Below are 25,002 nucleotides of genomic sequence, written 5' to 3'. Positions count from 1 at the left end.
TGTTAGCGGGGGAAGCCTGATGCCTCCCCCGGTTGTACTCGCTAAAGAGTACGATAGCATATCATAAACGTGCAGATCAGTTCAGTAACGACGCCCCCATTCCGTGGCGCTCATCAACGTCGGTTTATCGCCCATGAAATAGCGATAGTACGCGTCATAAGCCAATACGTTCTTCACATAACCACGCGTCTCGGAGAATGGGATACTCTCGACAAATGCCACCGCATCGATACGCCCGGCGCTGTTACCAAGCCAGGTGCGCACCCGCCCCGGCCCGGCGTTGTATGCTGCGGATGAGAAAATACGGTTATTGCCGAACTGTTGATAAACATATTGCAGATAGCTGGTGCCAATGTTGATGTTCGTTTCCGGATCAAGCAATTGTGCCGGGCTGCTGTAACCAGGAATAGAGAACATCTTCACCGTATGAGTCGCCGTACCAGGCATAATCTGCATCAGCCCGCTGGCCCCTACCGGTGATTTCACTTTCGGATTCCAGGCACTCTCCTGACGGGCAATCGCCATTGCATAGCTTTGCGGGATATCTTTGTCGTTAGTGTAACGTGCGAAGAGATCGTTATAGGCCAGTGGGAATCGTTCTTCCAGATGATCCCAAAGTTTCCCGGCAATCGTCGCCTGAACGCTGAGATCCCACCAGTGGTTGTTAAAAGCATAACGCGCCAGTTGCGCTTGCTCTGCTTTCGACTTGCTCTTCACCAGATTGGCCCACTCGCTACGGGCGGTATTATCGAGGTTCCAGTACATCAACTCGCGCACGCGCGCCATTTCCGCCCCCTGAGTCAGGGCGCTATCGACGTTCTGCGGCACTTTATCAATCTTCAGTTGATACTCTTCGCCTATGCGCTGCGCAGCAACCATTGGGTAGAAGCCACGCTGTTGCATGAGTTGATGCAAAATCTCTTTTGCTTCAGCTTCACGCCCACGTTCCAGCAGCAAATCCGCCTGCCAGTAGCGCCATTCATCTTTCTCTTTCGCTTCCATCGGCAAGCGCGCTAGCCATGTATTCAGCCCCGAACGGTCGCCGGTGCCAAGCGCCATCCTTATACGGCGTTCAATCAACGACGTGGATTGCGAACGCATAATTGCATCATCACGCCACTTCGCCTGTTCGTCGGTGACATCGTTGCCCATCAAACGCCAGGCAACGATATCACGTAGCTCCTGAATCTGATCTTCATTAAGCTGTTGTGCCTGGGCAAGTGAAGGGATCATCAGTCGTGCGTTTTCTACATCCTGCCGCGCCACACTGGCAAACGCCACCGCGGCCATCTGACGGGTAAAATCAGTCGCGCCGGTCGTTCGTGCAAAAGTCAGCACCGTATTGGGATTGTTTGCCAGTGAAATAATTGCCGTAGAAATAGTCTGGTAATCGGCGGGCATCTGCCCTGCCAGCACCGTCACCAGGCCGGTATTACCCGCCTTCATCGCCAGGCGGATACGCTCTAAATACGCCCGCGGATCTTGTTTGCCGGACGCGCGCCAGACGCTAAATAACTTGTCACAAGCGTTAGGCTGGCTCTTTCCTGTCAGCCACAGCTCTTTCGCCCCCTGCCAGGCTTCTTCGCTCTGCCCGGTATTCCATTTTGCATAGTAGTAATTACATTGCGCTTCGGTTGTGCCTGGCTTTTCCGGACTAAAAGCTAACAGGCCGCGCCAGTCTTCACGTCGCGCCAGTTCATTGACGAAACGAGATTGCAGCGTGCGAGCCGGAGGAAGCGTGGGGTTAGCGCGAACAAAGTTAGTGACCGTGACCGCCGGTTGATTCATCAGGTCATCGGTAATCTGGCGGTATTCCAGGTAGGGATAAAGAGGATAATCCTTCAGGGATGGCATCATCTGCTCAACCACATCCATTTGTCGATTATCCCAGGCCTGCTTGATTTGCGCGTAGCGGCTACGCTGCTCATCCAGTGAGTCGGCTCGCGCCACGCTGCTGACCGTCAGCAGACAGACACCGGCAGCCAACAGCCGCCAGGTAACGTGTTTGGCTTTTTCCACAAGCGCTTCCTCTAAGTGTAAATACATCAATGCAGCGTCATGCCGCGTAATAGATTTATGCTAACCAGTCATTGCCGTTTCCGCCACGTTATGGACACTTTTTTACTTTTACTGCGAGGGTGATCGACCGGCTGGGATTAGGCAGGGAAACAGGCTACACTTCGCCTTTGAAAACTCATCATCACGATAAACATAGAGGCGAAGTCCAACGTGGCTCAATTCGTTTATACCATGCATCGTGTCGGCAAAGTTGTTCCGCCGAAACGTCATATTTTGAAAAACATCTCTCTGAGTTTCTTCCCCGGGGCAAAAATCGGCGTTCTGGGTCTGAACGGCGCGGGTAAGTCTACCCTGCTACGCATTATGGCGGGCATTGATAAAGACATCGAAGGTGAAGCGCGTCCACAACCAGATATCAAGATTGGCTATCTGCCGCAGGAACCGCAGCTAAACCCGGAACACACTGTACGTGAGTCCGTTGAAGAAGCGGTTTCCGAAGTAGTTAATGCCCTGAAACGTCTGGACGAAGTGTATGCGCTGTACGCCGATCCAGATGCAGACTTTGACAAGCTGGCCGCAGAGCAAGGCCGTCTGGAAGAGATCATCCAGGCTCACGACGGTCACAACCTGAATGTTCAGTTGGAGCGTGCGGCGGATGCGCTGCGTCTGCCGGACTGGGACGCGAAAATTGCTAACCTCTCCGGTGGTGAGCGTCGTCGCGTAGCGTTGTGCCGCCTGCTGCTGGAAAAACCAGACATGCTGCTGCTCGACGAACCGACCAACCACCTGGATGCGGAATCCGTAGCGTGGCTGGAACGCTTCCTGCATGACTTCGAAGGGACCGTTGTGGCGATTACCCACGACCGTTACTTCCTCGATAACGTCGCGGGCTGGATCCTCGAACTTGACCGCGGTGAAGGTATTCCGTGGGAAGGTAACTACTCCTCCTGGCTGGAGCAAAAAGATCAGCGTCTGGCGCAGGAAGCTTCGCAAGAAGCGGCGCGTCGTAAGTCGATTGAAAAAGAGCTGGAGTGGGTACGTCAGGGCACGAAAGGCCGTCAGTCGAAAGGTAAAGCACGTCTGGCACGCTTTGAAGAGCTGAACAGCACCGAATACCAGAAACGTAACGAAACCAACGAACTGTTTATTCCACCTGGACCACGTCTGGGCGATAAAGTGTTGGAAGTCAGCAATCTGCGTAAATCCTACGGCGATCGCCTGCTGATTGATGATCTGACCTTCTCGATCCCGAAAGGGGCGATCGTCGGGATCATCGGGCCGAACGGCGCGGGTAAATCGACCCTGTTCCGCATGATCTCCGGTCAGGAACAGCCGGACAGCGGCACCATCACTTTAGGTGAAACGGTGAAACTGGCGTCGGTTGATCAGTTCCGTGACTCAATGGATAACAGCAAAACCGTTTGGGAAGAAGTTTCCGGCGGGCTGGATATCATGAAGATCGGTAACACCGAGATGCCAAGCCGCGCCTACGTTGGCCGCTTTAACTTTAAAGGGGTTGATCAGGGTAAACGTGTTGGCGAACTCTCTGGCGGTGAGCGTGGTCGTCTGCATCTGGCGAAGCTGCTGCAGGTTGGCGGCAACATGTTGCTGCTCGACGAACCGACCAACGATCTGGATATCGAAACCCTGCGCGCGCTGGAAAACGCCCTGCTGGAGTTCCCTGGCTGCGCGATGGTTATCTCGCACGACCGTTGGTTCCTCGACCGTATTGCCACGCACATTCTGGATTACCAGGATGAAGGTAAGGTTGAGTTCTTCGAAGGTAACTTTACCGAGTACGAAGAGTACAAGAAACGCACGCTGGGCGCAGACGCGCTGGAGCCGAAGCGTATCAAGTACAAGCGTATTGCGAAGTAATGCGTAAAATGCCGGGTGCGGCGTGAACGCCTTATCCGGCCTACAAACACAGCGATTTCAATACGTTGTGAAACTCCAGGCCTGATAAGACGCGGTAAGCGTCTCATCAGGCATTGGGTCTTATCCCTGCTCCCCCATCATCTCCCGCACCAGCTCCACACAGCGCAGGAAACGGCTGTCGTAATCGTCCTCTTCGACCCGCACGAATTCGATATTGTTCTCTTCAAGCATCTCCACCAGCAGGTTCTGGAACTCTTTGCGATCCACCGAACTGCCAAGGCTACGTAAACCATCCGCCACCCACGGGGTGTTATTCTCAAGCAGGATCACCAGATCAAAACGGTATTCATCAATCAGCGCCTGCACGAACGGATGCTCACGCCCTTCGTACTTTTTGCAGAACGCCTGAGTAGTGACAAAATCGGTGTCGATAAACGCCACTTTATTGGCGTATTTTACTGCAAAATCAATATATTGTGCGTGTCCCAGCGCGATTTTATCGTAGTCAGAATACTGTAACGCAATCTCGTCACCGCCAAGATGCGAAAAAACATAATCACGACCAAACTCCCACGCACTGGTGGTGTTGAAAATGTTAGCGAGTTTATTTACCAGAGTGGATTTACCGCTCGACTCGCCACCGAGGATCGCTACAGTACGCACAAAGAACGGCTTCACTTCGGTAGGAATATATTCCCAGTAGCGGAACGGGTTTTCGCGGATCTGCGCACCACTGATACTCATAAAGGTGCGTTTCGGATCGATCAGCACCGTTTCGATCCCCAGATGTTCCATATACTGCGGCGCGTCGGCTTCTTCCGAGGTGTAGATCAGATCCGGCTGAATGCCCTTTTCGGCCATAAACTTTTTGATGCCGTTGCTCCACACATCCCATCCGTGCGGATACGGTTCCATGCCCTCTTCATTGAAGGAATGAATGCGGATATTTTTCTGATATTTAAAAGTCTGCAATAACCAGCGCAGACGATCCGGCACCGTTGGTTGCTGCGACATGGCGCTATCTTCAAACAACGCGCGGTCACGGGTGTCGTCAAACCCCATAATGATATGCAGCTCATCAACCTGACTACAGGCACGCTGGATAAGATAGATATGTCCGGTATGTAGCGGATAAAATTTACCGAATACGACACCGATGGTTTTCTTCTGCCGGGGAAATTCCAGCCCGAGGAAACGGTGCAACGCCTCCAGCTTTTGCGCGCTGGGGCTTTTAATTTTGGCATTCAGTAACTGGCTTAAATACCCTTTGGTCATACCGCTGGCATCGGCCACCTGCTGTAGCGTGCAGCCCTGTTGCTTGATGGCAGTTTTCAGGTAATCAAATGACGACATATCTCCCTCCGTATCTCTCATTATAAGTCGTCGAACACGCTAAGCGCGTCGGAGAGTTTTTTAACGCCAAAAATCTGCATCCCTTCCGGCACTTTTTTCGGTACGTTGGCCGCCGGTACAATCGCCCGCCGAAAGCCGTGTTTCGCCGCTTCTGAAATTCGCTCCTGACCGCTGGGCACCGGGCGGATCTCTCCTGCCAGCCCAACTTCACCAAACACAACCAGATCCTGCGGCAGCGGTCTGTCACGCAGGCTGGAAACCATCGCCAGCAGTAACGCTAAGTCGGCGCTGGTTTCAGTCACCTTCACGCCGCCGACCACGTTTACAAACACATCCTGATCGGCCATTTGCAGACCACCGTGACGGTGCAGCACCGCCAGCAGGATTGCCAGACGGTTTTGTTCCAGCCCCACCGCCACGCGGCGTGGATTCGCCATCATCGAGTGATCGACCAGCGCCTGAATCTCCACCAGCAGCGGACGCGTTCCTTCCCACACAACCATCACTGAACTGCCGGACGTCACTTCATCGCCACGACTTAAGAAGATTGCTGAAGGGTTGCTGACTTCGCGTAGCCCCTGTTCAGTCATCGCGAATACGCCCAGCTCATTTACCGCGCCGAAGCGGTTTTTATGGCTGCGTAAGGTGCGAAAACGGGAATCAGCATCGCCGTCCAGCAGCACCGAACAGTCAATACAGTGTTCCAGCACTTTAGGGCCAGCCAGCGAACCATCTTTGGTTACGTGACCAACCATGACGATTGCCACCCCGCGCGTTTTGGCGAAGCGCGTCAGGTAAGCTGCCGTTTCACGCACCTGCGCCACGCTGCCAGGCGATGACTGTACATCCGCCATATGCATCACCTGGATGGAGTCAATTACCATCAGCTTCGGTTGCTCTTCTTCGGCAATCAGGCAGATCTGCTCGATGCTGGTTTCCGACAACATATTGAGATTGTCAGTCGGCAGGCCAAGGCGATGAGCGCGCATTGCCACCTGTTGCAGCGACTCTTCGCCGGTGACATACAGCGTTTTCATCTGCTGGGCCAGTTTGCACAGCGTTTGCAGCAACAGCGTGGATTTCCCGGCACCTGGGTTACCGCCAATCAGAATGGCGCTTCCCGGCACCACGCCGCCGCCTAATACGCGGTCAAACTCTTTAAATCCGGTTGAAAAACGCGGCAGCTCTTCAAGGCTGATATCGGAGAGTTTCTGGACTTTTGCCACCCCGGCGCTACCGGCATAGCCACTGAGACGCTCGTTACGCGCCACCGTTGGCGACGCAGCAAGACGCACCTCGGTGATGGTGTTCCAGGCATGACAGGCACTGCACTGCCCCTGCCAGCGCGGATAATCGGCCCCGCATTCATTACAAACAAAGGCGCGTTTTGGAGCTTTTGCCACGGTGTACCTCGTTAATGCTGTGCCGCCCGCAGGATGACGGGCGGGCAATTACTTCTGATTCAGGCTGCCAGAGAGGATGCAGAACACTCCCATCAGATCAGCGTGACGGATGGTGACTTCCGTCTTTTCATTCACTTTTGGTTTGGCATGGTAGGCAATCCCCAGCCCTGCCGCTTTGATCATCGGCAGGTCGTTGGCACCATCGCCAATCGCCACGGTCTGCGCCAGTGGGATTTCATACTCCTGCGCCAGACGGGTCAGGGTTTTCGCTTTGTACTGTGCATCGACGATGTCACCGATCACATTGCCGGTAAATTTACCGTCCATGATCTCCAGTTCATTGGCTACCACGGCAGTGAGTCGCAGTTTGTCACGCAGATATTCGGCAAAGAAGGTAAAGCCACCGGAGGCAATTGCCACTTTCCAGCCCAGCGTTTCCAGCTTCAGCACCAGTTGCGTTAAGCCTGGCATCAACGGCAGATTTTCCCGAACCTGAAGCAAAATGTTCGCATCAGCGCCTTTCAGCGTCGCCACGCGGCTACGCAGGCTGGCGGTAAAATCGAGTTCTCCGCGCATCGCCCGTTCGGTCACTTCCGCCACCATCTCACCTGTCCCGGCCAGTTTGGCGATCTCATCAATACATTCAATCTGGATGGCTGTAGAGTCCATGTCCATTACCAGCAGCCCCGGCGTACGCAAATGTGGAATTTTCCCCAGTGGCGCGACATCCAGTTGTGCTTCATGGGCCAGGCGCGTAGCACGCGCGGTGAGCGAACCTGCCAGACGAATCACCTGATAATCTTCCACGCACCAGGCGGCAACAATCACCATCGCCGCGCCCAGTTTGCTCTGATACTGGGTCAGTCGTTGTTTATCCAGCCCACGACCATACAGCAGCCAGCCGCTACGACCTGCGTGGTAATCCAGTGGCATCACTTCATCACCACTTAATGAAAGAGGCAGACCTGGCCATAAAGAGACATCTTCAGGCAGGTCGCACCAGGTAATGTTAGGCATTAAGGCTCCTGTAAAATCGTTCGAAGCAGGGAAAATAACGCATGAGGCTACCTTGTATCCATTGCTTCTGGCAACATTAAGTCTCAAATTTTCAACGGGTGGAATATGGCTCGCACAAAACTAAAATTCCGGCTGCATCGGGCAGTGATTGTCCTGTTCTGTCTCGCTTTGTTGGTCGCGTTGATGCAAGGTGCTTCCTGGTTCAGTCAAAACCACCAGCGCCAGCGTAATCCGCAGCTTGAAGAGCTGGCCCGCACCCTGGCACGTCAGGTGACGCTGAACGTTGCGCCGCTGATGCGTACCGACTCGCCGGATGAAAAGCGCATTCAGTCAATACTCAACCAGTTAACAGATGAAAGCCGCATCCTTGACGCAGGCGTATATGACGAACAAGGCGATCTTATTGCCCGCGCAGGCGAAAGCGTAGAAGTACGCGACCGTCTGGCACTCGACGGTAAAAAAGCAGGTGGCTATTTTAACCAGCAAATTGTCGAACCCATTGCGGGGAAAAATGGTCCGCTCGGCTATCTGCGCCTGACGCTCGACACCCACACACTCGCCACCGAAGCCAAACAGGTGGATAACACCACCAACATTTTACGCCTGATGCTGCTGCTCTCGCTGGCAATCGGCGTGGTGCTGACCCGCACGCTATTACAGGGTAAACGCACCCGCTGGCAACAATCGCCCTTCCTGCTAACCGCCAGCAAACCGGTGCCGGAAGAGGAAGAAGGCGAGAAAAAAGAGTGACCCATTACAACAAGAAAGGAAATCGTTATGAATACATTACGCCTGCTTATCTCTGACTCTTACGACCCGTGGTTTAACCTGGCGGTGGAAGAGTGTATTTTTCGCCAGATGCCCGCCACGCAGCGCGTTCTGTTTCTCTGGCGTAACGCCGACACGGTAGTGATTGGCCGCGCACAAAACCCGTGGAAAGAGTGTAATACCCGGCGGATGGAAGAAGATAATGTCCGCCTGGCGCGGCGCAGTAGTGGCGGCGGCGCGGTGTTCCACGATCTCGGTAATACCTGCTTTACCTTTATGGCTGGCAAGCCGGAGTACGATAAAACCATCTCTACGTCAATTGTACTCAATGCACTGAACGCGCTCGGCGTCAGCGCCGAAGCCTCCGGACGTAACGATCTGGTGGTGAAAACAACCGAGGGAGACCGTAAAGTCTCTGGCTCGGCCTATCGCGAAACCAAAGATCGCGGCTTCCACCACGGCACTTTGCTGCTCAATGCCGACCTGAGTCGCCTGGCAAACTACCTCAACCCGGATAAAAAGAAACTGGCGGCGAAAGGCATCACATCGGTACGTTCCCGCGTGACCAATCTGACCGAATTGCTACCGGGAATTACCCATGAGCATGTTTGCGAGGCCATAACCGAGGCCTTTTTCGCCCATTATGGCGAGCGCGTAGCAGCGGAAATCATCTCCCCGGACAAAACGCCAGACTTGCCAAACTTCATCGAAACCTTTGCCCGCCAGAGTAGCTGGGAGTGGAACTTCGGTCAGGCTCCGGCGTTTTCGCATCTGCTGGATGAACGCTTCACCTGGGGCGGCGTGGAACTGCACTTCGACGTCGAAAAAGGCCATATCACCCGTGCCCAGGTGTTTACCGACAGCCTCAACCCTGCGCCGCTGGAAGCCCTCGCCGGGCGACTGCAAGGCTGTCTGTACCGCGCGGATATGCTGCAACAGGAGTGCGAAGCGCTGCTGGTTGACTTCCCGGAACAGGAAAAAGAGCTACGGGAGTTGTCAGCGTGGATGGCAGGGGCGGTAAGGTAACTCGCTGATTAAAATATCCAGGGAAGGAAATATGATCGATCTGGAAAACCAGGAACGGGAGATTATCAATTTAATGTTCAGCCAGGGTATATCCTGGCTAACCGCCGTGCGTATCAGGCATAAACTATCACTTGCTGAAGTAAGTAAAATGTTAGGTATCTCCATTAATTCTCTAAAACAGATCGAAAAGACGGAACGGCTTAGTTCAAACATCAAAAGCAAAATGGCAGGAATTTATGGTTGTCCACCAGAGTTGCTGATATGCCCTTCCTGGATGACGGCTGAACATAAATGAATAGATTCGTGAATAGATACTTGAATGGATTTTATTTTCTATCCATATGAAAAATAATAGTAAATCTATAAATCAGTTGCTATTGATGAATAAATACTAAAAAGCCGGAGCAGTCTCCCACTCCGGCTTCACACGACAATCGCCTTTCAGCAAAACACAATTACTCTTTATCGCCCAGAAGAACAGATTCCAGCGCGATTTTGATCATGTCGTTGAAGGTGGTCTGACGCTCTTCGGCAGTGGTCTGCTCGTGAGTGCGGATGTGGTCAGACACGGTGCAGATAGCCAGTGCTTTGGCACCAAACTCTGCAGCCACGCCGTAGATACCAGCCGCTTCCATTTCCACGCCGAGGATGCCGTATTTTTCCATCACGTCGAACATTTCGCCGTCCGGAGAGTAGAACAGGTCAGCGGAGAACAGGTTACCAACACGTGCATCAACGCCCAGTGCTTTAGCTGCGTCTACTGCGTTACGCACCATGTCGAAATCAGCGATAGCTGCAAAATCATGGTCTTTAAAACGGATGCGGTTAACTTTGGAATCGGTGCAGGCACCCATACCGATAACTACATCACGCAGTTTTACGTGCGGCAGAACTGCACCACAGGAACCTACGCGGATAATTTTCTTCACGCCGAAATCGGTGATCAGTTCTTTGGTGTAGATGGAGCAGGACGGGATACCCATACCGTGTCCCATTACGGAAATTTTGCGGCCTTTGTAAGTACCGGTGAAGCCCAGCATACCGCGAACGTTGTTCACTTCACGGGCATCTTCAAGGAAAGTTTCAGCAATATACTTCGCACGCAGCGGGTCGCCGGGCATCAAAACTACGTCAGCAAAATCGCCCATTTCTGCATTAATGTGTGGAGTAGCCATCGTTTTATCCTTTTTGTGACATATTAAAGGCGGAGTCACTGCTCCGCCCAAATCCATCAGAACATGGCTTTGCCATATTCCATATCAGAAGTACCAAAATATTTTGCCAGAGTCTGACCGATATCTGCGAAGGTTTCGCGGTGCCCCAGCGAACCCGGTTTCACTTTCGGGCCGTAAACCAGTACCGGAATGTGTTCACGCGTGTGGTCAGTACCAGTCCAGGTCGGGTCACAACCGTGGTCGGCGGTGAGGATCAGGATGTCGTCGTCGCGCAGCAGAGACATCAGTTCCGGCAGACGGCGGTCGAACAGTTCCAGACCCGCGGCATAGCCTGCGACGTCGCGACGGTGGCCCCAGGAAGAGTCAAAGTCAACAAAGTTGGTGAAGACGATGGTGTTATCACCCGCTTCCTTCATCTCTTTGATGGTGGCGTCAAACAGCGCATCCAGGCCGGTCGCTTTCACTTTCTTGGTGATACCGCAGTTAGCGTAGATGTCAGCAATTTTACCCACAGAAACAACCTGGCCGTGTTTTTCATCAACCAGTTTTTGCAGCACGGTCGGTGCTGGCGGTTCAACTGCCAGGTCGTGGCGGTTGCCAGTACGCTGGAAGTTACCGGCTTTGTCACCGATAAACGGACGGGCAATAACGCGACCGATGTTGTAGCCGCCGTTGGTCAGCTCTTCACGGGCGATTTCGCACAGTTCGTAGAGTTTATCCAGACCAAACGTTTCTTCGTGGCAGGCAATCTGGAACACTGAGTCAGCGGAGGTATAGAAAATCGGCTTGCCGGTTTTCATGTGCTCTTCGCCCAGTTGATCCAGAATGACCGTACCAGAAGAGTGGCAGTTACCGAGGTAACCCGGCAGGTTAGCGCGTTCAACCAGTTTATCCAGCAGTTCTTGCGGGAAGCTGTTTTCGTGATCGGAGAAGTATCCCCACTCAAACAGAACCGGTACACCGGCGATTTCCCAGTGCCCCGACGGGGTATCTTTACCGGATGACATTTCGTGCGCCCATGCATACGCGCCAATAACTTCAGCGTTGCCGTCCATTCCTGCCGGAATGAAACCGGTAGAACCTTCGTGTGCTTTCGCCAGCCCCAGACGGGTCAGATTTGGCAGATTGAGCGGACCTTTACGACCGTGGTCAGCTTCGCCTTTGGCACAAGCTTCTGCGATATGACCCAGGGTGTCAGCCCCGACGTCACCAAAGCGTTCTGCATCTTCTGTAGCGCCGATGCCGAATGAGTCCAGCACCATAATAAATGCACGTTTCATATGTTCTCCGTACTCAGTGCTTCAAATTTAAATGATCAGATCAGTATACCGTTATTCACTGATACGACGATAGACAGTTGGAGTGCTTTCCGGGGCTTTATCGGCAAGTTTAATTGCCGCTTTCACCGCTTTCGCCGCTTCCTGCCAGGTGGTTTCGTCTTTCGCGTGGATCACCGCCAGTGGGCGCTGACCGTCAACCTGGTCGCCCAGACGCGCCATATCAGTAAAGCCGACGCTGTAATCAATGGTGTCAGATGCCTGACGGCGGCCACCGCCCATCGCAACCACTGCCATCCCCAGCGCACGGGTATCCATTTCACTGACAAAACCTTCGGTATCAGCATAGACTGCTTTCGTCAGCATCGCTGTCGGCAGATACTTCGCGTAGTTCTCAACGAAGTCGGTCGGGCCTTTTTGTGCCGCTACCATACGTCCGAAGACTTCTGCCGCTTTACCGTTGTCCAGCACAGCCTGCAATTTCGCGCGCGCTTCGGCATCATCTTTCGCCAGTTTGCCGGAGGTAAGCATCTCCACGCACAGCGCCATTGTGACGTCAAACAGTCGCGGGTTACGGTATTCACCTGTCAGGAACTGTACCGCTTCACGCACTTCGACCGCGTTACCAGCGCTGGATGCCAGCACCTGGTTCATGTCGGTCAGCAGCGCGGTGGTGCGTACGCCTGCGCCATTTGCCACGCCAACAATCGCTTCGGCAAGGGCTTCAGAGAGTTCATAGGTCGGCATAAACGCGCCGCTACCCACTTTCACGTCCATCACCAGTGCGTCCAGACCTTCCGCCAGTTTCTTCGCCAGGATCGAGGCAGTGATCAGCGGGATTGAGTCAACAGTAGCGGTAATGTCGCGGGTCGCGTAGAAACGTTTATCCGCCGGAGCCAGTGAGCTGGTCTGGCCGATAATTGCTACGCCAACATCTTTAATGATTTCGCGGAAACGGTTGTCATCCGGGAAGATATCGAAGCCAGGGATTGACTCCAGTTTGTCGAGCGTGCCGCCAGTATGACCGAGGCCACGACCGGAGATCATCGGAATGTAGCCGCCGCAGGCAGCGACCATTGGCCCAAGCATCAGCGAAGTGACATCACCGACGCCACCGGTGGAGTGTTTATCAACAATCGGGCCATTCAGATGCAGGCTTTTCCAGTCGAGAACGGTTCCTGAATCTCGCATCGCCATGGTCAGCGAGACACGCTCCGGCATTGTCATATCGTGGAAGAAAATGGTCATCGCGAGGGCGGCAATCTGCCCTTCGGAGATAGTGTTGTCGCGAATGCCGTTGATAAAGAAACGAATTTCTTCATCGCTCAGCGCATGACCATCACGTTTTTTACGAATAATTTCTTGTGCGAGAAACAAGGTAACCTCCCGTGGAATAAGTTTGAAGGCGTTGTTGCCAGATGGTGGATGTTGTTATTGCCTGATGCTGGCAGCTTCTTATCAAGCCTGCATGGCACTCGCCCCGTAGGCCGGATAAGGCGTTCACGCCGCATCCGGCATCACTGCTGACAGCCTGATGCGACGCTGACGCGTCTTATCAGGCCTACAGGGGCATCCGGCATCCACTCTCTGGCACAAGGCAGCTTAGTAGCTGCTGGCGCTCTTACCGTCGCCGTGACCCAGCGCTTTCAGCAGGCTTGCCAGCAGGCTGGAAGCGCCAAAGCGATAGTGACGCGCATCTGCCCAGTCAGCACCGAACAGTTCATCGGCAATCGCGAGATATTTCTGCGCATCTTCCGCAGTACGCACGCCGCCCGCCGGTTTGAAACCAACGGTTTTCTCTACGCCCATATCACGGATCACTTCCATCATGATGCGCGCGCTTTCCGGCGTCGCGTTCACTGCCACTTTACCGGTAGAGGTTTTGATGAAGTCAGCACCCGCTTTAATGGAGATTTCAGACGCTTTGCGGATCAGCGCTTCGTCTTTCAGTTCACCGGTTTCGATGATCACTTTCAGCAGCACATTCGCCGCTGCGCAAGCCTCTTTACAGGCTTTCACCAGGTCAAAACCAACCTGCTCGTTACCCGCCATCAGCGCGCGGTACGGGAACACCACGTCAACTTCATCGGCACCGTAAGCAATTGCCGCACGGGTTTCTGCCAGTGCGATTTCGATGTCGTCGTTACCGTGTGGGAAGTTGGTTACCGTAGCAATACGGATTTCCGGGGTACCCTGCTCTTTCAGCGTTTTGCGAGCAATTGGGATAAAGCGAGGATAGATACAGATAGCGGCGGTATTGCCGACCGGAGTTTTGGCCTGATGACACAGGGCGATCACTTTCTCGTCGGTGTCGTCGTCATTCAGGGTAGTCAGGTCCATCAATTTCAGTGCACGCAGGCTGCTTGCTTTCAGATCAGTCATTTCATTCTCCTGGCTTGTCGCCAATAAAATTCACCTTGCGAGTTTGTTAGTATTCTAACATCGACTTCGCAACGCACTTCGATATACATCACAATTAAGAAAATCTACTTACAAATTTGCATTACGGTAATGCGATCTGGTTCAAATAATTCACTTTCAAATGAATGCGTCAGTGGCGGCAAACGCATCAGGATCAAAGTGAACATCACGAAACTTCTTACAATGGCGCATCACCTTCGGCATAAAAGGAAAAGAAGATGCCCACTTCTCATGAAATTGCACTGCAACAACGTTGCCAGCAAATTGTCACCAGCCCGGTACTTAGCCCGGAGCAGAAGCGCCATTTTCTGGCGCTGGAAGCAGAAAACAATCTGCCTTACCCGGAGCTGCCTGCCGAAGCCCGCCGTGCGCTGGATGAAGGTATAATCTGCGATATGTTTGAAGGTCATGCGCCGTACAAACCGCGCTATGTCTTACCCGATTACGCCCGTTTTCTGGCCAACGGTTCTGAATGGCTGGAGCTGGAAGGCGCCAAAGATCTTGATGATGCGCTCTCCCTGCTGACCATTCTTTATCACCATGTCCCGTCAGTCACATCGATGCCGGTCTACCTTGGGCAATTGGATGCGTTGTTGCAACCATATGTGAAAATTCTAACACAGGACGAGATTGATATTCGAATAAAACGTTTCTGGCGTTATCTCGACAGAACCCTGCCAGACGCCTTTATGCACGCCAATATCGGCCCGTTCGATTCCCCCATCACTCGTGCAATACTGCGCGCAGATGCCGATTTGAAGCAGGTTTCACCGAATCTGACCTTTATCTACGATCCCGAAATCACTCCTGATGACCTGCTGCTGGAAGTGGCGAAGAACATCTGTGAATGTAGCAAACCGCACATCGCCAACGGTCCGGTACATGATAAAATTTTCACAAAAGGGGGCTACGGGATTGTGAGCTGCTACAACTCACTGCCGCTGGCCGGTGGTGGCAGCACGCTGGTGCGCCTTAACCTGAAGGCCATTGCTGAACGTAGTGAGTCGCTGGATGACTTTTTTACGCGCACTCTACCGCACTACTGCCAGCAGCAGATCGCCATCATCGATGCGCGGTGTGAATTCCTCTATCAACAATCACACTTCTTTGAGAATAGCTTCCTGGTGAAAGAAGGGTTGATTGATCCTGAACGTTTTGTGCCGATGTTTGGCATGTACGGGCTGGCAGAAGCGGTTAACTTGCTGTGCGAGAAAGAAGGGATTGCCGCGCGCTACGGTAAAGAAGCCGCCGCAAATGAAGTGGGTTATCGCATCAGCGCGCAACTGGCGGAGTTTGTCGCCAATACTCCCGTAAAATATGGCTGGCAAAAACGCGCCATGTTACACGCACAGTCGGGGATCAGTTCTGATGTCGGCACCACACCGGGGGCGCGCTTGCCGTATGGCGATGAGCCAGATCCGATCACCCATCTGCAAACCGTCGCTCCACATCATGCATATTACTACTCCGGGATCAGCGACATTCTGACGCTCGACGAAACCATCAAGCGTAATCCGCAGGCACTGGTGCAGCTTTGCCTCGGTGCCTTTAAAGCCGGAATGCGCGAATTTACTGCCAACGTCAGCGGTAACGATTTGGTTCGTGTTACCGGTTATATGGTGCGTTTGTCAGATTTAGAAAAATATCGCGCCGAAGGCTCACGTACCAACACCACATGGCTGGGCGAAGAAGCTGCACGTAACACTCGTATTCTGGAACGCCAACCGCGCGTGATAAGCCATGAACAGCAGATGCGCTTTAGTCAGTAAGATCATCCCCTTCTCCTGCGTTGACGGGCCAGGCAGTCGTCTGGCTCTGTTTTTACAGGGCTGTAATCTGCGCTGCAAAAATTGCCACAATCCGTGGACGATGGGGCGCTGTAATGATTGCGGGGAGTGCGTGCCGCAGTGTCCACATCAGGCGTTGCAGATTGTCGACAGCAAAGTGGTGTGGAGCGTTGCGGTCTGTGAGCAGTGCGATACCTGCCTGAAGATGTGCCCACAACACGCCACGCCGATGGCACAATCGATGAGTGTGGACGAAGTGCTTAGTCATATCCGCAAAGTGGTGCTGTTTATCGAAGGGATAACGGTGAGCGGCGGCGAAGCCACGACCCAGCTCCCGTTTGTGGTGGCACTGTTTACTGCCATCAAAAGCGATCCACAACTGCACCACCTTACCTGTCTGGTGGACAGCAACGGCATGTTGAGCGAAACCGGCTGGGAAAAATTACTCCCGGTGTGCGACGGCGCGATGCTCGATCTTAAAGCGTGGGATAGCGCCTGCCATCAACAGTTAACCGGACGCGATAATCAACAGATTAAGCACAGCATCTGTTTGCTTGCAGAGCGCGGTAAACTGGCGGAACTGCGTTTGCTGGTAATCCCCAATCAGGTGGATTATTTGCAGCATATTGATGAATTGGCAGCGTTTATCAGGCAACTTGGTGACGTTCCTGTACGGCTGAACGCGTTTCATGCGCACGGTGTGTATGGAGAAGCGCAAAACTGGCCGAGCGCCACGCCGGAAGATGTTGAGCAGTTGGCTGGCGCGTTAAAGGAGCGTGAGGTGAGTCGATTGATATTTCCGGCGCTGTATTTGTGACATGCCGGTGGCACAGGCCAGTAGGCATGACAAGACGCGTCAGCGTCGCATCCGGCATTGTGCGCCAACTGCCAGATACGGCGTGAACGCCTTACCCGTCCTACGGCACGTTAAACATCGCATATGTGTTATTACGCAACGCTTCAGCAATCTCATCTTCTGCTTCCGGACGTAACTCGCACAGCACGGCAAACACCCGGGCGGCCTGTTCCGGGCGGTTGGGCTGCCCCTGAAAACCGTTGAGCGGCATATCCGGCGCGTCGGTTTCCAGTAACAACGACGCCAGTGGCAGTTTCGCTATTACATCGCGAGTTTTACTGGCGCGTGGATAAGTGATGGTGCCGCCTACACCGATTTTGTAGTTCAATTGTACAAACCGTTCGGCCTGTTGCAGGCTGCCGGAAAAACCGTGGACTACGCCAGTGCGTGGCAAATCGTGGCGTTTAAGGTGCATCGCCAGTTTGTCATGAGTACGGCGCGAATGGAGGATCACCGGCAGATCATAGCGTTTCGCCAGTTTCAGTTGTTCGTCGAGCAACCACTGTTGGTGATCGAATTGTGGATCATCGCCAAAGAGATCCAGACCGATCTCCCCCACTGCCACCACCTTTGCGGGACGTCTTTCCAGCGCCTGCTGTAACTGTTCCAGCGACTCATCGGTGTGTTGATCCAACATCCCTGGGTGTAGCCCTAACGCGGCGTACAGCGGTTGATAATTTTCCGCCAGCGCCAACACGCGGGCAAAGTTTGCCGCCTCGGTTGCCGGAACAATGATCTTGCCTACGCCCGCTTGTGCCGCGCGTTGCAGGCTGGACTCTTCATCGCCACGAAACGGCGGAAAATCAAAATGACAGTGGGTATCGATAAAACGGCAAATCAAGCCAGATCCTCATTATTAAATGTCGGGTCATTCGCCTGCGGAGCGTCACTCACCCCGGCAACCAGCGTATCGTTGGCGACTGGCGCAGGCGGAATGACGATCGATTCAGGCGTCGCCGCGGGCACCAGATGGCGGGTAAGCGGCGCTTTTTCGGTTAGCATTTTACCGACGGTTGCCAGAAAATAACGACCGCATAAACGCCCGAGTTTATAGTCATCGCGCAGCGCCGGAAGCCGACTTCCCAGGGCGATACTATGCAGCGGCTTCGGCGGATAAATTTCGAATATCCGCAGCTTGCCCGGTGGTTTTTCAATAAATTGCTGGATGTCACGATAACTGGTTTCATGGTGCTGCACCAAATTCACCAGCGGTTGCAGGCTACTGTCGCCCAGCCAGCGTTCCATGCGTTTAAACCACTGCGGTGTGTAATACATTTGCGACGGCACAGTGCGGATCACCACCAGCGTTTTCGCTCCTTGTCTTGCCGCTTCCTTAACCGGGATCGCATCGCTGACGCCACCATCAAAATAGTTAATTCCATCAAGTGAAACTCCGGTGCGATAAAAACCAGGAATCGCACTTGAGGCGCGAATCAAATCCAGCCAGTTTTGTTTGGTCGGCAAAAAGTAGTTCGGCGTGTAATCGTCCTGACGACAGGCACACATATAAAACGATTTGCCGCTCTCAAACAGCCGCGCGGCGGTATCCATCTGCAACGGCATCTGGCTGGCCGTCGCCTCTATCAGCCAGTCCAGATCGATAAGATTTCCGCCACGCACAAAACGCACTGGATCGAAAAATTCGCGTTTTGTGGTATAGCGCATGATGACTTTGCGGGCGTAACCAGGCTGGTTACAAATATACGCCGAAAGGTTCTGCGCCCCGGCAGACGTGCCAAAATAAAGATCGAAAGGATTAAACTGCGCGCGCATAAACTCATCCAGCACGCCAGCCGTGAAGATTCCGCGTTGCCCACCGCCTTCGCACACCAGCGCAATACGCCCGGGCTGGAACGGCCTTAGCGACAACGGCGCAATATTACCAAGCGTTACAGGTATTCGCTGCCCCACCTCTGCCTTCCTGTTTTTTTAATGTGAAAGACTGACAAAGTAACGCAATTTATTATTCGCTAAAACCGTAAAAGCCAGTCCGCTGGACTGGCTTTGTATAAAATTTTCTTAATGGTCTGAAATCTAAGGTCGTTTTCGGCCCATGAACAAACTCACCAGGAACAGAATAATCCCGACGACAAAGACAATTTTTGCTGCACCTGCAGCAGTACCGGCCAGACCACCAAACCCAAGTGCGGCGGCGATTAACGCGATAACCAGAAATATGATGCCCCAACGAAACATAAGCGTCTCCTTTACCATAGTTAATGTCACCGCTTGATATGAGCGTGCAAATCACTCAATGCGATATTTTTAGTGTGGTGCACATCGCGCCTCCCGACAAAGTTCGGGAGGACGAATTACGACGAATTACTTAGTTTTCAGATCATTTTTAACGCTTTTCACACCATCTACCGCTTTAGCGATACTTTCAGCACGGTCGCTTTGTGCCTGGGAATCAACAGTACCGGAGAGCTGAACCACGCCGTCGGTGGTTTCAACTTTCACATGACGGGAAGGGACGATATCGTCTGCCAGCAGTTTGGCTTTGATTTCACTGGTGGTGGCGGTATCACCTGCGTAACCCTTCACAGAGCCTTCTTTAGCGTCGCGAACGTGCAGTTTGTCGCTGACAGAGGCCACACCCTCAACTCCTTTAGCCACTTTCACGGCCTCTTCAGCCTGTGCCTGGCTTTCAACAAATCCGCTCAGAGTCACGACTTTTTGATCGGTTTTAACAGAGATATCGGTGCTTTTGATGTTGTCATGATCCACCAGAGCCGCCTTCACTTTCGCAGTGATAGCGCTGTCATCCATGAAATTACCGACTTTATTCATAGAGCTATCGACTTTTTGCCCTGCGGTTTCGTTGGTGGTCTGCGCGTTGTTTTCCGCAAAAGCAGAGCCTGTCGCCACGGCAGAGGTCAACATTACGGCCAGCAGCGTTTTCGAAATCTTCAGTTTTGTCATAGTCATCGATGTATTCCTGTATGTTTGCTCATAATTTGAGCCTGGCAACACGAGGTTGCATTGCTGAAAGGGAGAGACTTCACCCTGTACAGAAGTCAATGGTCGCCATCACAAAAGCGATGAGTGATGAATAACGACCATCACAGCCTCTGGATCAGTTATTAATATCAATCGAATGACATTTAACGGTTTTAAATACTGATATCCACGAATTGAACGGTATTTAAAGCCGTCACAAATGTCATCACTTTGTTAAATATAGATCACAATTTTGAAACCGCTCGCCACATCGGCTAAAAAACGCGCAAACATAAGCAAAAGCGAATGTTTTAAGAACATTCCGCAAGCGGCTAATAAGGAAGGGAAAGTGACAGGGCGCAGCGGTTGCCGCGCCCTTGAGGCAAGAATTAATGTTCGCGAGTCTGGTGGAACTGAACATCCGGGTAACGCTCTTGCGCTAAGCGCAAGTTCACCATGCTGGTAGCGATGTAAGCGAGGTTGTCGCCGCCATCAAGCGCCAGTTGGCTTTCGTTCTTACGCTTGAACTCTTCGAATTTCTTCGCGTCCGCACATTCTACCCAACGGGCGGTGGCAACGTTGACCGACTCGTACACGGCTTCAACGTTGTATTCGCTCTTCAGGCGCGATACCACCACATCAAACTGCAGCACACCAACCGCACCTACGATCAGGTCGTTGTTGGAGAGCGGACGGAACACCTGTACCGCGCCCTCTTCGGAAAGCTGTACCAGCCCTTTGAGCAGTTGTTTTTGCTTCAGCGGATCTTTCAGGCGGATACGGCGGAACAGTTCTGGTGCGAAGTTCGGAATACCGGTGAACTTCATCATCTCGCCCTGGGTAAAGGTGTCGCCAATCTGAATAGTGCCGTGGTTGTGCAGACCAAGGATATCGCCCGGATAAGCTTCTTCAACGTGCGAACGGTCGCCCGCCATAAAGGTCAATGCGTCGGAAATCACCACGTCTTTCGCGGTACGCACCTGGCGCAGTTTCATGCCTTTTTCATATTTACCGGACACGACTCGCATAAACGCCACGCGGTCGCGGTGTTTCGGGTCCATGTTGGCCTGAATTTTAAATACGAAGCCGGTAAATTTGTCTTCGCTCGCCTCTACAGTGCGAGTATCTGTCTGACGCGACATCGGCGCAGGCGCCCACTCCACCAGCCCGTCCAGCATATGATCCACGCCGAAGTTACCCAGCGCAGTACCAAAAAATACCGGGGTGATTTCACCTGCAAGGAACAGCTCTTTGTCGAACTCGTTAGATGCGCCTTTCACCAGTTCCAGTTCATCACGCAGTTGTTGTGCCAGATCTTCACCAACAGCAGCATCGAGATCCGGGTTGTTCAGCCCTTTAACAATGCGCACTTCCTGAATGGTGTGACCTTTACCGCTCTGATAGAGATACGTTTCATCTTTATAAAGATGGTAAACGCCTTTAAACAGCTTGCCGCAGCCAATCGGCCAGGTGATCGGCGCACAACCGATTTTCAGCTCGTTTTCAACTTCATCGAGCAATTCCATCGGGTCGCGGATATCACGGTCAAGTTTGTTCATAAAGGTGAGGATCGGCGTATCGCGCAGACGGGTAACTTCCATCAGCTTGCGGGTACGATCTTCTACACCTTTTGCGGCGTCGATCACCATCAGGCAGCAGTCCACTGCAGTCAGTGTACGATAGGTATCTTCCGAGAAGTCTTCGTGCCCCGGGGTGTCGAGCAGGTTAACCAGGCAATCCTTATAAGGGAACTGCATCACAGAAGTGGTAATAGAGATACCACGCTGCTTTTCCATCTCCATCCAGTCCGACTTCGCGTGCTGGTTAGAGCCACGGCCTTTTACTGTACCGGCGGTCTGAATGGCCTGTCCGAACAGCAACACCTTCTCGGTAATAGTGGTCTTACCTGCGTCCGGGTGAGAAATAATGGCAAAAGTGCGGCGCTTCGCCACCTCTTGCAAATAAGGAGACAACGTCATAATTCTTTCTTCTTGAGTAAGCGGCATCGCGCCGCGCTTGTTGAAAACGAAAAATTGCGGCTATTTTACCCATCAACGGGGGGGAGGCAATCAGTGTTTACACAGGAGTTGCTCCAGTTCATGCAACGATGAAACGGTCCAGGTGGGTGCGATACCTTCTGGTTGCTCACGGTTGTGCGCATTCAGCCAGCAGGTCGCAAGCCCGGCATTGATACCACCGAGAATATCGGACTCAGCAGTATCACCGACCATCAGCACTCGTGAACGGTCAGGATTGCCCGCCTGTTCCAGGGCATAATCGAAAATTTTCTTATTCGGCTTGGCGACACCAACTTCTTCGGAAATCACTAGCAAATCGAAATAATCACGCAGGCCCGTGCGTTCCAGACGCACCTGCTGCAAGGCGCTAAAGCCGTTGGTGATGATACCGATTTTGGCGTTGCCGCGAATGGCGTTAAGCAGGGAAACCGCGCCCGGCAGCGGCGTGCAGATTTCCGCCATCGCATTTATAAAGGCCTCGTTGAGTTTACCTGGCTCGACGTTCAGTCGTTCGGCCCAGCTTTCAAAACGCCCGTGCTGAAGCTGTAATGAAGTGATCGCGCCGTTTTGATAATCCACCCACAGTGGCTTGTTAACGGCCTGATAGTCCTGAAAATCTTCAGCGGTAAAGGTGACGCTGTAGTCAAGAAACATCCGCTGCAGGCCGGTGAACGAGTCAAAAGTAAACAGCGTTTCATCGGCATCAAAGAAAATCCAGTCCCACTTCATTATTCCACCTTGTCTTACATACTGATTGGCAACGCCATGATGATGGCGTCTTCGCGACCGTCCGTGGTGGGGTAGTAATTGCGGCGAATCGTCGCCTCGTTAAAACCTAAACTTTCATACAGGGCAATGGCGGCAGCGTTTGAGGCGCGGACCTCCAGCCATAGCGTTGCCACGCCGCGTTTTTCCAGTTCGTCGATCAGATGCTCCAGTAGCGCCCTTCCCAATCCCTGACGCTGATAGTCGGGATCGACAGCAATATTGAACAATGTAGCTTCATCCAGCACCACTTGCGTAATCGCAAACGCCGCCATTTTGCCGTTTTGCGTTAACTGAAAGTTGAGATAGCGTTCGCCCTGGTTGCTGGCAAAGGTTTTTTCGCTCCACGGAAAGGCGTGGGCGCGTTGTTCAATGTTAAAAGCCGCTGGTAAATCAGTCGTTTCGAGGGAAGAAATCGTGTTCATATGTGCAAATTTGTTGCCATAACGCGGCGCGTGCCGTTGGGTTTGCCCGTAATTCAGTGAGCGTCGGGGATGCTATCTGGGCACCTTCCAGTGACAGCGGTTCATCAGTGCCCAGCCGCCAACTGTTGCAGCGACTACCTTGCGGTAGCATCGCGATCCTTTCGGGCGTCAATTGCAGTACCTGCTCGGGGCTAACGGTTAATGCGCGCAAAACGTCACTCACCAGCGGATCGGTCAGGGCGGGAATATCGTTTGCCACCATCACCAGACGAACGTGTGCCGGGATCGCAATGGCTACCTCTCCCTGCAACGCGCCAGGGCGACGCAGCGACCACTGGGTAATGCCCAGTTGCTGTAACTGCCAGTCTCGTCGGGATGTCATAGCGAATCGCTCCTGTTGTCAGGGGCGCAAATATAGCAAATTCGTCGATACCGCGCCAACATATGGCTATAATCGCCGCCAGTATCAATTGAGGAGCATTCCATGTCTGCATTTACCCCGGCAAGTGAAGTCTTGCTGCGCCACAGTGATGATTTCGAACAAAGCCGTATTCTGTTTGCCGGTGACTTACAGGATGACCTGCCCGCGCGTTTAGATACCGCGGCCAGTCGTGCTCATACCCAGCAATTCCACCATTGGCAGGTGTTAAGTCGCCAGATGGGTGATAACGCCCGTTTTAGCCTGATCGCTACGGCGGACGACGTCGCAGATTGCGATACGCTGATCTACTACTGGCCGAAGAACAAACCAGAAGCGCAATTCCAACTGATGAACCTACTGTCACTGCTGCCGGTAGGGACAGATATTTTCGTCGTGGGCGAAAACCGCAGCGGTGTGCGCAGCGCCGAGCAGATGTTGGCGGACTACGCACCACTGAATAAGGTAGACAGCGCCCGCCGCTGCGGCCTCTATTTTGGTCGTCTGGAAAAGCAGCCGGAGTTTGATGCTGATAAATTCTGGGGCGAATACAACGTTGATGGCCTGACGGTCAAAACGTTGCCGGGCGTGTTTAGTCGTGACGGCCTGGATGTCGGTAGCCAGTTGCTGCTTTCGACATTTACTCCGCACACGAAAGGCAAAGTGCTGGATGTCGGCTGCGGTGCAGGCGTGCTTTCGGTTGCTTTTGCGCACCATTCACCGAAAATTCGCCTCACCTTGTGCGATGTCTCCGCACCGGCAGTAGAAGCCAGTCGCGCGACACTTTCCGCTAACGGTGTTGAAGGTGAAGTCTTTGCCAGCAACGTCTTTTCCGAGGTGAAAGGTCGTTTTGACATGATTATCTCCAACCCACCGTTCCACGATGGAATGCAAACCAGCCTTGATGCTGCGCAAACGTTGATTCGCGGCGCGGTACGTCATCTTAATAGCGGCGGCGAGTTGCGGATTGTAGCGAATGCGTTCCTGCCTTATCCGGATCTGCTGGATGAAACATTTGGCTTCCATGAAGTCATCGCACAAACCGGGCGTTTCAAGGTGTATCGCGCCATTATGACCCGCCAGGCGAAGAAAGGTTAAGTCTCTGGCACCTGTCGCCGCATGCCGTGTCGGATGCGGCGTAAACGCCTTATCCAACCAACAAAACCTGTACGTTAGCCCTCCGTAGGCCAGATAAGACGCGTCAGCGTCGCATCTGGCATATACAGCCACAAGCCATGTCGGATGCGACGTGAACGCCTGATCTGACCGACAAACGAATTATCCACAATCCACTGATGGCCATTTTTCCAGCAATCACACATCAGGCGACAATTAACTATTGACGAAAAACTGAAAACCACTAGAATGCGCCTCCGTGGTAGCAATTCTTTTTTAAGAATTGATGGTATGCGAAGGTGGCGGAATTGGTAGACGCGCTAGCTTCAGGTGTTAGTGT

23 protein-coding genes are annotated in these 25,002 nt (G+C 53.0%); 7 read left to right on the top strand and 16 right to left on the bottom strand.

Going from position 1 to position 25,002, the window contains the following annotated elements; all coding sequences use genetic code 11:
* Positions 1 to 81: 81 nt before the first annotated feature.
* Entirely contained in the window at positions 82 to 2,019 is a 1,938-nt protein-coding gene (sltY, locus tag A1SC_RS03225; protein ID WP_000409422.1) for a murein transglycosylase, read from the bottom strand.
* Between the two features lie 210 nt (positions 2,020 to 2,229).
* Between sltY and ettA the strand changes: the two genes are divergently transcribed.
* Positions 2,230 to 3,897 (top strand): energy-dependent translational throttle protein EttA, encoded by a 1,668-nt coding sequence (ettA, locus tag A1SC_RS03230; protein WP_000046765.1) that lies wholly within the window; start codon positions 2,230 to 2,232, stop codon positions 3,895 to 3,897.
* A 120-nt stretch (positions 3,898 to 4,017) separates the two neighbouring features.
* Here ettA and nadR read toward each other — a convergent pair whose 3' ends face one another.
* From nadR to serB, 3 genes are read right to left on the bottom strand one after another with little or no spacing between them, the layout of a single operon-like run.
* The gene (gene nadR, locus A1SC_RS03235; RefSeq protein ID WP_000093824.1) at positions 4,018 to 5,250 is read right to left on the bottom strand and encodes a multifunctional transcriptional regulator/nicotinamide-nucleotide adenylyltransferase/ribosylnicotinamide kinase NadR; all 1,233 of its coding nucleotides are present in this window, start codon (positions 5,248 to 5,250) and stop codon (positions 4,018 to 4,020) included.
* Between the two features lie 20 nt (positions 5,251 to 5,270).
* Positions 5,271 to 6,653: a DNA repair protein RadA gene (radA, locus tag A1SC_RS03240; protein ID WP_001029699.1), complete on the bottom strand. Its 1,383-nt coding sequence runs from the start codon at positions 6,651 to 6,653 to the stop codon at positions 5,271 to 5,273.
* 48 nt (positions 6,654 to 6,701) lie between these two features.
* A complete protein-coding gene (gene serB, locus A1SC_RS03245; RefSeq protein ID WP_001132950.1) occupies positions 6,702 to 7,670 on the bottom strand; it encodes a phosphoserine phosphatase in 969 nt (322 codons plus the stop codon).
* 105 nt (positions 7,671 to 7,775) lie between these two features.
* Between serB and A1SC_RS25290 the strand changes: the two genes are divergently transcribed.
* The 3 genes from A1SC_RS25290 to A1SC_RS03260 are packed head-to-tail and all read left to right on the top strand — an operon-like array spanning position 7,776 to position 9,759.
* Entirely contained in the window at positions 7,776 to 8,420 is a 645-nt protein-coding gene (locus tag A1SC_RS25290; RefSeq protein ID WP_000124620.1) for a YtjB family periplasmic protein, read from the top strand.
* 27 nt (positions 8,421 to 8,447) lie between these two features.
* Positions 8,448 to 9,464: a lipoate--protein ligase gene (lplA, locus tag A1SC_RS25285; RefSeq protein ID WP_001094692.1), complete on the top strand. Its 1,017-nt coding sequence runs from the start codon at positions 8,448 to 8,450 to the stop codon at positions 9,462 to 9,464.
* A gap of 31 nt (positions 9,465 to 9,495) precedes the next feature.
* Complete coding sequence (locus A1SC_RS03260) at positions 9,496 to 9,759, top strand: helix-turn-helix domain-containing protein (RefSeq protein ID WP_000566145.1); 264 nt, start codon at positions 9,496 to 9,498, stop codon at positions 9,757 to 9,759.
* Positions 9,760 to 9,919: 160 nt separating this feature from the next.
* Here the strand turns inward: A1SC_RS03260 and deoD are convergent, their stop codons facing one another.
* The 4 genes from deoD to deoC all read right to left on the bottom strand — a co-directional run bounded on the left by deoD (position 9,920) and on the right by deoC (position 14,298).
* Positions 9,920 to 10,639, bottom strand: a complete 720-nt coding sequence (deoD, locus tag A1SC_RS03265; RefSeq protein WP_000224878.1) for a purine-nucleoside phosphorylase — start codon at positions 10,637 to 10,639, stop codon at positions 9,920 to 9,922.
* A gap of 56 nt (positions 10,640 to 10,695) precedes the next feature.
* A complete protein-coding gene (gene deoB, locus A1SC_RS03270; RefSeq protein ID WP_000816460.1) occupies positions 10,696 to 11,919 on the bottom strand; it encodes a phosphopentomutase in 1,224 nt (407 codons plus the stop codon).
* A 51-nt stretch (positions 11,920 to 11,970) separates the two neighbouring features.
* Positions 11,971 to 13,293, bottom strand: a complete 1,323-nt coding sequence (deoA, locus tag A1SC_RS03275; protein WP_000477830.1) for a thymidine phosphorylase — start codon at positions 13,291 to 13,293, stop codon at positions 11,971 to 11,973.
* A gap of 225 nt (positions 13,294 to 13,518) precedes the next feature.
* A complete protein-coding gene (deoC, locus tag A1SC_RS03280; protein ID WP_001295412.1) occupies positions 13,519 to 14,298 on the bottom strand; it encodes a deoxyribose-phosphate aldolase in 780 nt (259 codons plus the stop codon).
* 257 nt (positions 14,299 to 14,555) lie between these two features.
* Between deoC and A1SC_RS03285 the strand changes: the two genes are divergently transcribed.
* Positions 14,556 to 16,106: a YjjI family glycine radical enzyme gene (locus A1SC_RS03285; protein WP_016262844.1), complete on the top strand. Its 1,551-nt coding sequence runs from the start codon at positions 14,556 to 14,558 to the stop codon at positions 16,104 to 16,106.
* On the top strand, positions 16,078 to 16,941 hold the full coding sequence (locus A1SC_RS03290; RefSeq protein WP_001088424.1) for a YjjW family glycine radical enzyme activase: 864 nt from the start codon (positions 16,078 to 16,080) through the stop codon (positions 16,939 to 16,941). The genes A1SC_RS03285 and A1SC_RS03290 overlap by 29 nt, the downstream gene beginning before the upstream one ends.
* Before the next feature lie 100 nt (positions 16,942 to 17,041).
* Here the strand turns inward: A1SC_RS03290 and A1SC_RS03295 are convergent, their stop codons facing one another.
* The 8 genes from A1SC_RS03295 to holD all read right to left on the bottom strand — a co-directional run bounded on the left by A1SC_RS03295 (position 17,042) and on the right by holD (position 23,510).
* Positions 17,042 to 17,821 carry a metal-dependent hydrolase gene (locus tag A1SC_RS03295; protein ID WP_000563020.1) on the bottom strand — a complete coding sequence of 260 codons (780 nt, stop codon included), beginning with the start codon at positions 17,819 to 17,821 and terminating at the stop codon, positions 17,042 to 17,044.
* The gene (locus A1SC_RS03300) at positions 17,818 to 18,891 is read right to left on the bottom strand and encodes a patatin-like phospholipase family protein (RefSeq protein WP_000531526.1); all 1,074 of its coding nucleotides are present in this window, start codon (positions 18,889 to 18,891) and stop codon (positions 17,818 to 17,820) included. Before A1SC_RS03300 ends, A1SC_RS03295 begins: the two co-directional genes overlap by 4 nt.
* Positions 18,892 to 19,014: 123 nt before the next feature.
* Positions 19,015 to 19,176 (bottom strand): DUF1328 domain-containing protein, encoded by a 162-nt coding sequence (locus A1SC_RS03305; protein ID WP_000490275.1) that lies wholly within the window; start codon positions 19,174 to 19,176, stop codon positions 19,015 to 19,017.
* 126 nt (positions 19,177 to 19,302) lie between these two features.
* Positions 19,303 to 19,908 (bottom strand): molecular chaperone OsmY, encoded by a 606-nt coding sequence (gene osmY / locus A1SC_RS03310; RefSeq protein WP_016262843.1) that lies wholly within the window; start codon positions 19,906 to 19,908, stop codon positions 19,303 to 19,305.
* A gap of 401 nt (positions 19,909 to 20,309) precedes the next feature.
* Positions 20,310 to 21,899: a peptide chain release factor 3 gene (prfC, locus tag A1SC_RS03315; protein WP_000175960.1), complete on the bottom strand. Its 1,590-nt coding sequence runs from the start codon at positions 21,897 to 21,899 to the stop codon at positions 20,310 to 20,312.
* Positions 21,900 to 21,989: 90 nt separating this feature from the next.
* Positions 21,990 to 22,667: a pyrimidine 5'-nucleotidase gene (gene yjjG, locus A1SC_RS03320; protein ID WP_000870712.1), complete on the bottom strand. Its 678-nt coding sequence runs from the start codon at positions 22,665 to 22,667 to the stop codon at positions 21,990 to 21,992.
* A 14-nt stretch (positions 22,668 to 22,681) separates the two neighbouring features.
* Positions 22,682 to 23,128, bottom strand: a complete 447-nt coding sequence (rimI, locus tag A1SC_RS03325) for a ribosomal protein S18-alanine N-acetyltransferase (protein WP_001092453.1) — start codon at positions 23,126 to 23,128, stop codon at positions 22,682 to 22,684.
* A complete protein-coding gene (gene holD / locus A1SC_RS03330) occupies positions 23,097 to 23,510 on the bottom strand; it encodes a DNA polymerase III subunit psi (protein WP_000204034.1) in 414 nt (137 codons plus the stop codon). Before holD ends, rimI begins: the two co-directional genes overlap by 32 nt.
* Before the next feature lie 102 nt (positions 23,511 to 23,612).
* Between holD and rsmC the strand changes: the two genes are divergently transcribed.
* Positions 23,613 to 24,644, top strand: a complete 1,032-nt coding sequence (gene rsmC, locus A1SC_RS03335) for a 16S rRNA (guanine(1207)-N(2))-methyltransferase RsmC (RefSeq protein WP_001272304.1) — start codon at positions 23,613 to 23,615, stop codon at positions 24,642 to 24,644.
* Positions 24,645 to 25,002: the final 358 nt, after the last annotated feature.

Origin of the sequence: Escherichia sp. KTE52 (assembly GCF_000408325.1) — a bacterium.
GTDB classification, from domain to species: domain Bacteria; phylum Pseudomonadota; class Gammaproteobacteria; order Enterobacterales; family Enterobacteriaceae; genus Escherichia; species Escherichia marmotae.
This window is presented reverse-complemented; position numbering and strand designations above follow the sequence as displayed.